At 65.8% G+C, this 12,033-nt stretch carries 11 protein-coding genes; 6 read left to right on the top strand and 5 right to left on the bottom strand.

Annotation, left to right across the window (positions count from 1 at the left end):
• Nucleotides 1-63: 63 nt before the first annotated feature.
• Nucleotides 64-1,389: a 30S ribosomal protein S12 methylthiotransferase RimO gene (rimO, locus tag RPPS3_RS13780; RefSeq protein WP_107344607.1), complete on the top strand. Its 1,326-nt coding sequence runs from the start codon at nucleotides 64-66 to the stop codon at nucleotides 1,387-1,389.
• A 168-nt stretch (nucleotides 1,390-1,557) separates the two neighbouring features.
• On the opposite strand, the gene RPPS3_RS13775 is transcribed toward rimO, so the two are convergent.
• From RPPS3_RS13775 to pcsA, 3 genes are all read right to left on the bottom strand, one after another.
• A complete protein-coding gene (locus tag RPPS3_RS13775) occupies nucleotides 1,558-2,532 on the bottom strand; it encodes a quinone oxidoreductase family protein (protein WP_107344606.1) in 975 nt (324 codons plus the stop codon).
• Nucleotides 2,533-2,618: 86 nt separating this feature from the next.
• Nucleotides 2,619-3,341, bottom strand: coding sequence for a TerC family protein (locus tag RPPS3_RS13770; RefSeq protein WP_107344605.1), 723 nt, complete (start codon nucleotides 3,339-3,341; stop codon nucleotides 2,619-2,621).
• The gene (gene pcsA, locus RPPS3_RS13765) at nucleotides 3,338-4,072 is read right to left on the bottom strand and encodes a phosphatidylcholine synthase (protein ID WP_107344604.1); all 735 of its coding nucleotides are present in this window, start codon (nucleotides 4,070-4,072) and stop codon (nucleotides 3,338-3,340) included. The genes RPPS3_RS13770 and pcsA overlap by 4 nt, the downstream gene beginning before the upstream one ends.
• A gap of 133 nt (nucleotides 4,073-4,205) precedes the next feature.
• Here pcsA and RPPS3_RS13760 point away from each other — a divergent pair, with 133 nt between their 5' ends.
• Entirely contained in the window at nucleotides 4,206-5,402 is a 1,197-nt protein-coding gene (locus RPPS3_RS13760; protein WP_107344603.1) for a UbiH/UbiF family hydroxylase, read from the top strand.
• Nucleotides 5,403-5,408: 6 nt separating this feature from the next.
• On the opposite strand, the gene RPPS3_RS13755 is transcribed toward RPPS3_RS13760, so the two are convergent.
• Nucleotides 5,409-6,365: an AEC family transporter gene (locus RPPS3_RS13755; protein ID WP_107344602.1), complete on the bottom strand. Its 957-nt coding sequence runs from the start codon at nucleotides 6,363-6,365 to the stop codon at nucleotides 5,409-5,411.
• 123 nt (nucleotides 6,366-6,488) lie between these two features.
• On the opposite strand from RPPS3_RS13755, the gene hspQ reads away from it, so the two are divergent.
• Entirely contained in the window at nucleotides 6,489-6,821 is a 333-nt protein-coding gene (gene hspQ, locus RPPS3_RS13750; RefSeq protein WP_011158219.1) for a heat shock protein HspQ, read from the top strand.
• Between the two features lie 134 nt (nucleotides 6,822-6,955).
• Nucleotides 6,956-7,525 (top strand): hypothetical protein, encoded by a 570-nt coding sequence (locus RPPS3_RS13745; RefSeq protein ID WP_107344601.1) that lies wholly within the window; start codon nucleotides 6,956-6,958, stop codon nucleotides 7,523-7,525.
• 85 nt (nucleotides 7,526-7,610) lie between these two features.
• Here RPPS3_RS13745 and RPPS3_RS13740 read toward each other — a convergent pair whose 3' ends face one another.
• Complete coding sequence (locus RPPS3_RS13740; protein WP_107344600.1) at nucleotides 7,611-8,363, bottom strand: invasion associated locus B family protein; 753 nt, start codon at nucleotides 8,361-8,363, stop codon at nucleotides 7,611-7,613.
• A 219-nt stretch (nucleotides 8,364-8,582) separates the two neighbouring features.
• Between RPPS3_RS13740 and RPPS3_RS13735 the strand changes: the two genes are divergently transcribed.
• Both RPPS3_RS13735 and RPPS3_RS13730 read left to right on the top strand, forming a co-directional pair.
• A complete protein-coding gene (locus tag RPPS3_RS13735; protein ID WP_107344599.1) occupies nucleotides 8,583-10,463 on the top strand; it encodes an extracellular solute-binding protein in 1,881 nt (626 codons plus the stop codon).
• A gap of 4 nt (nucleotides 10,464-10,467) precedes the next feature.
• Nucleotides 10,468-12,003: a class I adenylate-forming enzyme family protein gene (locus RPPS3_RS13730; RefSeq protein ID WP_107344598.1), complete on the top strand. Its 1,536-nt coding sequence runs from the start codon at nucleotides 10,468-10,470 to the stop codon at nucleotides 12,001-12,003.
• Nucleotides 12,004-12,033: the final 30 nt, after the last annotated feature.

The following is a 12,033-nucleotide window of genomic DNA, read 5'->3' as shown; positions in this document are numbered from 1 at the left end:
CGCCTTGCCAGCGCCGCCGATCCGGTTTAGCTCCTCTCCCACCCCAATCCAGGCAGTTCGACCATGCAGCAGGCCACCGCGCCCAAGATCAGTTTTGTTTCGCTGGGATGCCCCAAGGCCCTGGTCGATTCCGAGCGCATCATCACGCGGTTGCGCGCCGAGGGCTATGACCTGGCTCGCAAGCATGACGGCGCTGACCTCGTGATCGTCAACACCTGCGGCTTTCTCGACAGCGCCAAGCAGGAATCGCTGGCGGCGATCGGCGAAGCGATGGCGGCCAACGGCAAGGTGATCGTCACCGGCTGCATGGGCGCCGAGCCGGAGCAGATCGAAGCCGCCTACCCCGGCGTGCTGTCGATCACCGGACCGCAGCAATATGAAAGCGTGCTCGAGGCGGTGCATCGCGCGCGGCCGGCGCTTCACAACCCGCATCTCGATCTGGTGCCGCCGCAGGGCGTGCGGCTGACGCCGCGGCACTACGCGTATTTGAAGATCTCCGAGGGCTGCAACAATCGCTGCAGCTTCTGCATCATCCCGAAGCTGCGCGGCGATCTCGCATCGCGCCCGGCCGGCGACGTGCTGCGCGAAGCCGAGAAGCTGGTCGCTGCCGGCGTCAAGGAGCTGCTGGTCATCTCGCAGGACACCTCGGCCTACGGCGTCGATGTCAAGTACGCAGAGAGCCCCTGGAAGGATCGCAGCGTCCGCGCCAAATTCCTCGATCTGGCAAGCGAGCTCGGCGAGCTCGGCGCCTGGGTGCGGCTGCACTACGTCTATCCGTATCCGCATGTCGACGAGGTGATCGGCCTGATGGCGGACGGCAAGGTGCTGCCCTATCTCGACATCCCGTTCCAGCACGCCAGCCCCGACGTGCTGAAACTGATGAAGCGCCCGGCCGCGCAGGACAAGACGCTCGACCGGATCAAACGCTGGCGCGAGCAGTGCCCGGATCTGGCGTTGCGCTCGACCTTCATCGTGGGCTTCCCTGGCGAGACCGAGCGCGACTTCGAATTCCTGCTCGAATGGCTGGACGAAGCCGAAATCGATCGTCTCGGCGCGTTCAAATACGAGCCGGTCGCCGGCGCACCGTCGAACGCCCTGCCCGATCAGATCTCGGACGAGGTCAAGCAGGAGCGCTGGAACAGGCTGATGGCGCGGCAGCAGGCGATCTCTGCCCGCCGGCTGAAGCGCAAGGTCGGCACCCGTCAGCAGGTGATCATCGACGAGATCGGCCCGACCGTCGCCAAAGGCCGCTCCAAGGCCGACGCGCCGGATATCGACGGCGCGGTCTATCTGTCGAGCCGCCGCCCGCTGCGCGTCGGCGAAATCGTCACCGCCAAGATCGACCGCGCTGACGCGTACGACCTCCACGGCACCGTGGCGGGGTTCTGAACTCGCCGCTAACGCACGGCTCCTCGACATCTAATCACGTCATCGCCCGGCTTGTCCGGGCGACCCAGTATTGCAGAGCGCTGATTGCTCTACACCAGCGCTCTGCAATACTGGGCCCTCCGCTTTCGCGGAGGGTGACGGCTCGTTGTGGGGTGACGTTGTGCGACCTTACGGCTTCAGAATCGAGGCACCGGTCGTCACACGCCCTTCCAGATCGACGTGCGCCTTGGCGGCGTCCTTGAGCGCGTAGGCGTGGTTGATCGGGACGTGCAGCTTGCCTTCGATCACGGCTGAGAACAGCGTATCGGCGCCCTCGATCAGCTCCTTGCGGGTCCCAATGTAGTCGTTCAGCTTCGGACGGGTCGCGAACAGCGAGCCGTGGTTGTTGAGCTCGGTGAGCGGGAACGGCGGCACCGGGCCTGAGGCGTTGCCGAACGACACGAACAGCCCGCGCGGCTTGATGCACTTCAGAGAGCCGGGGAACGTCGCCTTGCCGACGCCGTCATAGACCACGTCGCACAGCTCATTGCGGCTGATCTGTTTGACTCGCGCTACCCAGTCCTCTTCGTTGTAGAGGATGACGTGATCGCAGCCATTGGCCAGCGCCAGATCGGCTTTGGCCTTGGAGCCGACGGTACCGATGACATGCGCGCCGAGCGCCCGTGCCCATTGGCACGCGAGCAGACCGATGCCGCCGGCGGCGGCGTGGATCAACACCCGGTGGCCGGGCTCGACCTTGAAGGTCTTGTGCAGCAGGTACCACACCGTCAGGCCCTTGAGCATCAGCACGGCGCCCTGCTCGTAGGTGATGTGGTCGGGCAGCTTCACCAGCTTGGCGGCTTCGATGTTGCGCTCGGTGGCATAGCCGCCGAGATTCGCGTAGTACGCGACGCGGTCGCCGGGATGGAAGTTGGTGACGTGCGGGCCGACCGAGACGACCTCACCGGCCGCCTCGTTGCCGATCACGAACGGCAGCGACGGCGCTTTGTAGAGTCCGGTGCGGAAATACACGTCGATGAAGTTGAGGCCGACCGCGTGCTGGCGGATGCGGACCTCGCCCTCGCCCGGCGGCGGCAGCTCGACGTCCTCGTAGACCAGAACCTCCGGTCCACCCACCTGATGCACCCGCACCGCCTTCGCCATTATCGTCCCCTCAGGTCTATTGTCAGCGTCACGGAATGCCATCGCCCCGGCCTTGTCAACCGGCGGCGATGCGGCAGCGCACGGCGTCAACGCGGCTTGGCGCGGTTACGCTTGGCCAGCACGTTGAAGAACTCCACCGCCGCCGAGAACAGGATGGCGAAGTAGATGTAGCCGCGCGGGATGTGGAACGCGAAGCCATCGGCCACCAGCGCCACGCCGATCAGCACCAGGAACGCCAGCGCCAGCATCTTGGTGGTCGGGTGCTCGGAGACGAATCGCGCCACCGGACCGGACGAGACGTACATCACCGCCATCGCGATCAGCACCGCCGCGACCATGATCTCGATGTCCTGGGCCATGCCGATCGCGGTGATGATCGAGTCGATCGAAAACACCAGGTCGACCACCACGATCTGTACGATCACCCAGAAGAACGCCCGATCGGCGGTCGAGGCTTGCGCCTCGCCGTTCTTGGCCTCGACCTCGGCATGAATCTCGTGGGTCGCCTTGGCGATCAGAAACAGGCCGCCGAGGATCAGGATGATGTCGCGCCAGGAGAACGCCCTGTCGGCGATGCTGAACACCGGCGCGGTCAGCCCGATCAGCCACACCAACACGCTGAGCAGCATGAGCCGAAACAACAGCGCCAGGCCGAGGCCGATCTGGCGCGCGCGGGTCGCCCGCGGCTCGGGGATTCGGGACACCAGCACGGACAGGAAGATCACGTTGTCGATGCCGAGGACAATTTCGAGCGCCGTCAGGGTGAGCAGCGCGGCCCAGGCTTCGGGACTGGACAACAATTCGATCATCGGGGGGCTCGTCGGAATAAGCGGATGACACTATCGGCAAGGCAGACATAGAGGGCGACCGCGCACAGCACGATGGTAACCGGCAGCGGGACTTCGAAGTCGCGGACAATTGCATAGGCAGCGAGCACCGCCCACAGCGCGATCAGCGCCAGCGTCAGCGTGCGCAACCGCGCCACGCGCACCGGATGCACGACGCGAAACGGCACGAAGGTGAGCACGATCAAGGCTGCTATTCCCAGGCTGCCGACGATCGCCGGCGGGTGCAGCAAGAACAGATAGAACGCTGCTGCGTTCCACAGCGCCGGAAAGCCGCGGAAGTGATTATCGTCGGTCTTCATCCGTCGGTCGGCGAAGTACATCGCCGAACTGATCACGATGCCGATGCCGAGCAGCGGCGCTGCGATCGGCAATAGCAGACCACTCGCGGTGATCGCATAGGCCGGCACGAACACGTAGGTGACGAAATCGACCACCAGATCGAGCACGTCGCCCGACCAGTCCGGCTGCAACCTTGCGACGTCCAGGCGCCGCGCCAGCGGGCCGTCGATCGCGTCGATCAGCAACGCCAACCCGAGCCAAGCGAACATCCCGGCCCAATGCTGGCGGACGGCTTCCAGCATCGCGAGCAATGCGATCGCAGCCCCTGCGGCCGTAAACAGGTGCACGCCGAGCGCGGCGGCGCGGCGTATGCCCGATCCGGGCGGCAATGGCGAAGGGTCCAGCTGGGTCATCGGGCCTCGTGCATATCAGGTTGGGTACCGGTCTGCACAATCAGTTGCGGCGTTCCGTCGCGCAAACGGCCGGAAACGTTAATGTTTCGCGGCGGACTTGAAATCGTCGCTGACGAGAGCAATTGTCCGTGCCATGACCCAGAGCCTGATCGAGCCTAACAGCTACGACGCCATCATTGTCGGCGGCGGTCCCGCCGGCCTCACCGCCGCCATCGCGCTTGCCGAGACCGGCGCAGCCACCGCACTGATCGCGCGGCTGGTGCCCTACGGCGATAATCGCACCACGGCTCTGCTGGGCGATTCGATCGACATTCTCGACCGACTTGACGTCTGGCGGCGCTGCTCAAGCAAGGCCGCCGCGCTGCGGTCGATGCGGCTGGTGGACGATACCGGCCGGCTGATACGGGCCCCCGAAGTGAAGTTCGCGTCCGATGAAATCGGCATGGACGCGTTCGGCTACAACATCGAGAACCGTGCCCTGCTGGTCGGCCTCGAAGAACGCGCGGCCGAGCTGTCGAACCTGCAGCGTTTCGACGATGAAGCTGAATCGGTCGTGCCGGGCGACGACGAAGTGATCGTTCGGATCCGCGGCGGCCGAACCATCTCGGCCAAGCTGGTGGTCGGCGCCGATGGCCGCCAGTCGCAGTGCCGTGAAGCCGCGGGCATCAAGGTGAGCAGCCGCGCCCTGCATCAGTCGGCGCTGACCTTCAACGTCAAGACCACCCGCTCCCACGACAACGTCTCCACCGAGTTTCACACCAAGGAAGGCCCGTGCGTATTCGTGCCGCTGCCGGGCCGTCGGATGAGCATCGTCTGGGTCGCCTCACCGAAGGAGGCGCAGCGGCTGATGGCGCTGTCCGACGACGAATTGTCGGCTGCGGCGGAGAAGCAGTCGCAGTCGATCTACGGCAAAATGACCGTCGAGCCCGGCCGCAATCTGTTTCCGCTGGCGATCGAGAAACCGGCCGCTTACGCGCAGCAACGCATCGCCTTGGTTGGTGAAGCCGCTCACGTCGTGCCCCCGATCGGGGCGCAGGGGTTGAATATGGGGCTGCGGGATGCCGGCGACCTTGCCGAGATCGTGCGCGACGCGCTGGCGAACGGCACGGATATCGGCTCGGACGCCGTGATGGCGCGCTATGGCCGCAGCCGAGGACCCGACATTGCCAGCCGCACCGCCGCGATCGACATCGCCAACCGCACCCTGCTCAGCGATCTCTTACCCGCGCAGATGCTGCGGGCGGCGGGGATGCATCTGATCAGCTCCGTAGCCCCGATCCGCCGGTTCGCGATGCGCGAGGGGCTGTCGCCGTTCTGGCGCTCGATCTGAGGACGGCTAGCCCGGGAACGGGATCTGCCCGGTCCGGATCAGCCACATCACGGTGGTGAGCGTCACCACCGACATGAAGGTCCCGATCAGCACCGCGACCGACGCCGGCTCGACCCACGTATTGTATTGCCGGGCGATCACGAACACGTTCAGCGCAGGCGGCAGTGACGCCATCAGCACTGCAGTCGCTGCCCATTCGGGCGAAAACGGCCCGAACGCCAATATCAGACAAAACACGATCACCGGGTGCAGCAGCAGCTTGACCGCCACCAGGCTGGGGATCTCCCACGGCACCCGGCCGAATGGCCGCAGCGCCACAGTAACGCCGAGCGTGAACAGCGCTACCGGCGCCGCTGCATTCTGCAAGAAGCCCAGCATCTTATCGACCGCGACCGGCAGCTCGACATGGAACGCGGCCGCCGCCGCTCCGCAATAGGCGGCGACGATCAGCGGGTGGAACAGGATCTCCCGCAGCACCGCGATGATGGTCGGGATCAGCGGCCGTTTGTCGGCAGCGGTGAGCGCCATGCCGAGCGGCACGATCGAAAACAGAAAGATCGTGTCGAAGCAGAAGATCAAAGCGGTCGGCGCCGCCGCCTGGGTGCCAAGCACCGCCAACGCCAGCCCCGGCCCCATATAGCCGATATTGCCGTAGCCGCCGGACAGCGCCGCCATCGTTGCTTCCCGCATCGACAGCTTGCCGATCAGCCGGCCGAGCACCCCTGACAGGAAGAAGGCGATCGCGGTCGCCAGCGTGGTCGCCAGCACGAACGGCAGGTTGTTCAGTTCCTCGAACGGCGTCTTCGACATGATCCGGAAGAACAGCGCCGGCAGCGAGACGAAGACGAGGAAGAAATTCATCCAAACCAGGCCCTGTTCGGGCAATTTCTTCCAGCGTCCGCAGGCGAAGCCGACGAAGATCAGGCCGAAATACGGCAGAGCGAGATTGAGAATATCGATCATGCAAAATGCGGCAGCGGGGCGTTGGAACCTAGCGGTATCAGGGAAACCCCGGGTGAACCACCGCGGAGCAGAGTCGCCGGTTTACCACTAGCGTCCGCCGCCAAGCTGGTCTATCCGACTCCCATGATCAAGACGCGAACCGCTAAATTTCAGATCGGTCAGATCGTCCGCCACCGGATCTTCTCGTTCCGCGGGGTGGTGTTCGACATCGATCCGGAATTCGCCAACACCGAGGAATGGTGGCTGGCAATTCCCGAAGAGGTGCGGCCGAGCAAGGACCAGCCGTTCTACCACCTGCTGGCGGAGAACGCGGAGTCGGAATACGTCGCCTACGTGTCGGAGCAGAATCTGCTGCCCGACGATTCCGGCGAGCCGATCCGGCATTCCCAGGTCGCCGAGATCTTCATCAAGGACAAGTCCGGCGGCTACCGGCCGCGCAATCCGTCGCTGAACTAATCGAGGACGCTCGGTTTCGATCGACGCATCGACCCGCCCAGCCGGGACTGATTGCCGGAACGCGCCGTCTCACGCGAAAGCACAAAAGCGCAGAGAGCCACATCCCTGCTAGGCTGTCGTGGGAAGGAGCTCTCATGACGCTGACGCCGGAGCTTTTGCGCCAGACCCTTACGATTGTGCTGAGCTTGGCGAAACAGGAGGGCGGCTTCGACTACCGCCTAATCGGCACCGCCGCGGACCTGCTGCGCGGCGTGCCGATCGAGCCCTGCGACGTCGACTTCCTCATGCCCACACGCAGCGATGTCGACACCTTCGCGCGGGCGCTTGCCGCCTACCGATGCCTGAGCCCGCCGACCTGGATGCCCTGTTGCGTGCAGTATTACGCGGCGTTCGAGGTGGGCGGCGTTCAGGTCGATGCCAGCACCGTCGAGCCTCCGGCGCAGTCTGCTTTCATCGAGGCCTTCGGCGGCGGCCCCTGGACGCACTTTTCCGAGATCGCCGTGGGCAACACGCGCGTGGCGGTGGTGGCGCCCGAATTGCGGCTGGCGACCGAACTCTGCCGTGATCGAAAGGATCGCGCCGAAATAATCGCCCGCTGGATGCGCGATCACGGCTGTGACGCGCCGCTGCTGAAGAACGCCATGGAGGCCCGCGGCATCGACCCGGCAACCCAGTTGTCCGTGATGGCAACCGTCACCGGCTGACAACGCGGCAGGCGCCGGCGAGTACGCAGAAAACAGAAAGGGCGCCACCTGGGCGCCCTTTGCATTTTGCGATTGCAGTCGCGTGTTACTTGGCAGCCGGGTTGGCGCCGGCCGGAGCCTGAGCTTCCAGCTTCTTGCGCTGCTCTTCAGCGCGCTTCTGTAGCTCTTCCTGCAGCTTCTTCTGGGTCTCTTCGAACTGCTTAGGATCGGTCGGCGGGCCGTCATAGGCCTTGGCGAACTCGGCCAACGGCAGCGGCAGCGTCAGCGGCGCGCCGTTAGAGTTGATCGCCTGGACGATCAGGTTCTGGCCCTTCTTGAGCTGATTGATCAGATCCGGCGTCGCTTCGTAGTCCGACATACAGCCGTTGGCGAAGCAGATCACATACGGGCTCTGCTGCGGCGCGTTGCTGTCGACGATGATGCGGGTGCCGTGCACGAGCTGCATGCCGAGCGGCAGCGTCACGCGCAGGATCTTCTTCGGCTCGCCTTCCGGCTCGATGATCACAGCGGCGATCACCGGCTGACCGGATTCGATACGGCCGTCCTTGCCGGTGAAGCACACCTGCTTGGCGTTGGCGTCCTGCCCCTTGAGGCAGAACTTGGTCCAGGGCGCGTAGATCAGCTGAACCTGTTGCTGCTCAGGCTGTCCCTGGGCGGGAGCCTGCTGCGCCGGCGCCGGGGCTGCCTTCGGCGCCGCCTTAGGGGCTGCCTTCGGGGCGGCCGGCTGCTGGGCCTGCGCGGCGGGGACGATGGTCAACGCCGCGAACGCGGTCGCCGCCAGCAGGGCGAAGGCCCGCCCGCGCGGCCCGGCCGACGCGACCAAGTTGCAAGACTTCATTCGGAAAACCCTTTCTGAAACGGTCGCGCACCCCAACCTGCGACGCTGGAGCTGACAGCGGTCCGTTTGGCCGCTGTCTCGGTGCCAATTGAGGCGGTTACGTGACGAGCCGGTGGGCATCATCGACTGCCCGCCTTCAATACATTGGCGAACGCAAAGATCAATGGCAACAATCCCCGGGCACCGGTTTCCAGCCGCTAATGTGGTAAAAATCCCGGCGTGGGACGCGTCGAATCAGAACACCGCTTCATCCGCCGAATCAAGGCCCTCGCCGTCGCGTTCGCGATCGGCGCTGGATGCCTGACCGGCGCCACCTCGGCAGGCGCCGAGCCGGCCGGCACTCCAGCACCTGCGATCGTCAGCCATGCGATCGCCATGCACGGCAAGCCCGCGCAGCCGGCCGACTTTACCGCGATGCCCTACGTCAACCCGGACGTCCCCAAGGGTGGCCGGATGATCGCCAGCGTTGTCGGCGCGTTCGACAGTCTCAACCCGCTGATCGTCAAAGGCATCGCCGTCCAGCAGATGCGCGGTTATGTGATCGAGAGTCTGCTGGCGCGCGGCCATGACGAGCCGTTCACCTTGTACGGCCTGCTCGCGCGCTCGGTCGAAACCGACGACATTCGCAGCTACGTCACATTTCGGATCGATCCCCGCGCCCGGTTTTCCGACGGCAAGCCGGTCACCGCCGAGGACGTGCTGTTCTCCTGGAAGCTACTCCGCGACAAGGGCCGGCCGAACCTCCGCCTGTATTACGGCAAGGTCGCCAGCGCCGAAGCGCTCGATCCCCTCACCGTCCGGTTCGATTTCGGCGGTGCGCCGGACCGTGAGCTGCCGCTGATCCTCGGCCTGATGCCGGTGCTGCCGCGCCACGCGGTCGATCCCGACAGCTTCGAAGAAACCTCCCTGAAACCGCCGCTCGGTTCCGGCCCCTACCGTGTCACCAATGTTCAGGCCGGTACTAGCGTCACCCTGACGCGCGACCCGAACTATTGGGGCCGCGACCTGCCGATCAACCGCGGCCTGTGGAACTTCGACGAGGTGCGGATCGATTACTTCCGCGAGTCCAATGCACAGTTCGAGGCGTTCAAGCGCGGGCTCTACGACTTCCGCGTCGAGACCGATCCGCTGCGTTGGAGCGAAGGCTATGACTTCCCCGCCGCACGGCATGGCGACGTGATCCGCGACGCGATCAAGCCGGGCACGCCGGAGCCGACCGACACCCTGGTGTTCAACACCCGCCGTCCGGTGTTCGCCGATGTTCGGGTGCGCGAGGCGCTGCTCAACCTGTTCGACTTCGAGTGGATCAATCGCAACTACTTCTTCGGCCTCTACACCCGCACCGCGGGGTTCTTCGGCGGCTCGGAGCTGTCGGCCTATGGCCGCGCGGCCGATGACGGCGAACGCAAGCTGCTCCAGCCATATCTGTCGCGGCTCCGCGCCGACATCCTGGACGGCAGTTTCAGGCTGCCGGCGAGCGACGGTTCGGGCCGCGACCGCGCCGGCCTGCGCCGGGCGCTCGATTTGCTGGAGCAGGCCGGCTACCAGCTCGACGGCACCGTGCTGCGCAAGCGCGACACCCGCCAGCCCCTCACCTTCGAGCTCTTGGTGACGACGCGGGAGCAGGAACGGATCGCACTGGCGTTCGCCCGCGACCTCAAGCGCGCCGGCATCACCGTGTCGGTCCGCACCGTGGATGCCGTGCAGTTCGATCAGCGCCGCCTCGCCTACGACTTCGACATGATCCCAAACCGCTGGGACCAGTCACTGTCGCCCGGCAACGAGCAGTCGTTCTATTGGGGGAGCGACGCCGCCGACACGCCGGGCACCCGCAACTACATGGGCGCCAAGGATCCGGCGATCGACGCGATGCTTGCGGCGCTGCTACGTGCCCGCGGCCGCGCCGATTTCGTCGACGCCGTGCGCGCGCTCGATCGCGTCCTGATCTCGGGGTTCTACGTGGTCCCTGTGTACAGCGTGCGTGAGCAATGGATCGCGCGCTGGAATCGTTTAGAACGTCCGAAGGCCACTGCCCTGACGGGTTATCTTCCCGAAACATGGTGGTATCGGCCGCCGCCGCAGCAACCGCCGCAGAGGTGATCCCGTGAGCCCGCCCAACACCTCGCCGACGCTCGACGGACTGTTTCGCCGCACCCTCGCCCGTCAGCCGGATGCGATCGCGCTGATCGATCCGCCGGACAAGCAGCGCATCACCGGGCAGCCGCCGCGGCGCATGACCTATGCCGAGGCCGACCGCGCGATCTCGGCGCTGGCCGCGCATTTCGTCACCGCCGGTCTGCCGAGCAATTCGGTGATCGCGGTGCAACTGCCGAACACCATCGAATTTCCGCTCACCGTCCTGGCGGCACATCGCGCCGGTCTCGTCGTTGCGTTGCTGCCGCAGCTCTGGCGCCACGCCGATCTCACCGCCGCGCTGAACCGCACCGGTGCGCGGGCGATCGTGTCGACACGCTGGATCGACGGCGTCAGCCACTCCGATCTGGCCATGAACGCCGCGGCGGAAGCTTTCTCGATCCGCCATGTCTGCGGCTTCGGCGATGACCTGCCCGAGGGCATGGCCTCGCTCGACGCCGCGATGGAAGATCCCACCGCATTGCCGCCGGCGCCGGGACCACAGGAAGCCCGCCGCGCCGCGGTGATCTCGTTCGATACCACCGGCGACGGCGTCCGGGCGATCCCGCGCAGCCATCTGCATCTGATCGCAGGCGGTCTGGTTGTCTTCCTCGAAAGCGCGATCCCGCAGGGCGCGGTGCTGCTGTCGGCGCAGACGCCGGCGACGTTCGCCGGGCTGGCCTCGTCTATGGTGACGTGGCTGCTCAGCGGCGGCACGCTGGCCCTGCACCACCCGTTCGATGACGCGTTACTGGAGCGGCAGATCGTCGACCTCGGCTGTCAGGCCCTGGTCGCACCGGCGCCCCTTGCTCTCCGCCTCGGCGAAGCCGGACTGACAGCGCAGGCTCCGTCGCTGCGCAGCGTGGTGGGCCTCTGGCGCGCACCCGAGCAGGTCGCCTCCAGCCCGAACTGGATCGGCACGCCGGCCCACTTCACCGACATCTATCTGTTCGGCGAAGCCGGATTGTTCGGCGCCCAGCGCACGGCGGAAGGTACTCCGGCTGCGATCATGCCGGGGCCGCACACCGCGCCGCGCGATCATGCCGGCGGTTCGACTGCTGGCGAAATCCTGATCACGCCGAAGGGCACGCTCGGGCTGCGTGGTCCGATGGTGACGCTCGCCGCCTATGCGCCGCTGCCGCCGCTCAACAGTTCGATCCCGATGGCGCCGCCGCCAGACTACGTCGACACCGGCTACGCGGCCCGACTCGACCGTGCCACCGGCTCGATCTGCATCACCGCTCCACCTGCCGGGGTGATGGCGGTCGGCGGCTATCGCTTCCTCGCCCAGGACCTGCAGGAATGGGCGAAGCGGCTCGGCCAGGGCGCGCTGCTCACGGCGCTGCCGGACCGGCTTAGCGGCTATCGGCTCGCAGGCCGCGCACAGGACAATTCCAGAGCTCGTGAAGCACTTGCAGAACTCGGCCTAAACCCTTTGATGGTCGAAGCCTTCCGCGATGCTCCGAAGGTCGATGAAAACCGCGCATCGACGTTGACGCCGCATTAACAGCGACGGCTTACGGTTTTCGCCTCGACC

Origin of the sequence: Rhodopseudomonas palustris (genome assembly GCF_003031265.1) — a bacterium.
Lineage (GTDB): Bacteria > Pseudomonadota > Alphaproteobacteria > Rhizobiales > Xanthobacteraceae > Rhodopseudomonas > Rhodopseudomonas palustris_H.
This window is presented reverse-complemented; position numbering and strand designations above follow the sequence as displayed.

Excerpts from the sequence above, each read along its gene's own strand:
- rimO (WP_107344607.1), top strand. The coding sequence starts at position 64 with ATGCAGCAGGCCACCGCGCCCAAGATCAGTTTTGTTTCGCTGGGATGC.
- RPPS3_RS13775 (WP_107344606.1), bottom strand. The coding sequence starts at position 2,532 with ATGGCGAAGGCGGTGCGGGTGCATCAGGTGGGTGGACCGGAGGTTCTG.
- RPPS3_RS13770 (WP_107344605.1), bottom strand. The coding sequence starts at position 3,341 with ATGATCGAATTGTTGTCCAGTCCCGAAGCCTGGGCCGCGCTGCTCACC.
- pcsA (WP_107344604.1), bottom strand. The coding sequence starts at position 4,072 with ATGACCCAGCTGGACCCTTCGCCATTGCCGCCCGGATCGGGCATACGC.
- RPPS3_RS13760 (WP_107344603.1), top strand. The coding sequence starts at position 4,206 with ATGACCCAGAGCCTGATCGAGCCTAACAGCTACGACGCCATCATTGTC.
- RPPS3_RS13755 (WP_107344602.1), bottom strand. The coding sequence starts at position 6,365 with ATGATCGATATTCTCAATCTCGCTCTGCCGTATTTCGGCCTGATCTTC.
- hspQ (WP_011158219.1), top strand. The coding sequence starts at position 6,489 with ATGATCAAGACGCGAACCGCTAAATTTCAGATCGGTCAGATCGTCCGC.
- RPPS3_RS13745 (WP_107344601.1), top strand. The coding sequence starts at position 6,956 with ATGACGCTGACGCCGGAGCTTTTGCGCCAGACCCTTACGATTGTGCTG.
- RPPS3_RS13740 (WP_107344600.1), bottom strand. The coding sequence starts at position 8,363 with ATGAAGTCTTGCAACTTGGTCGCGTCGGCCGGGCCGCGCGGGCGGGCC.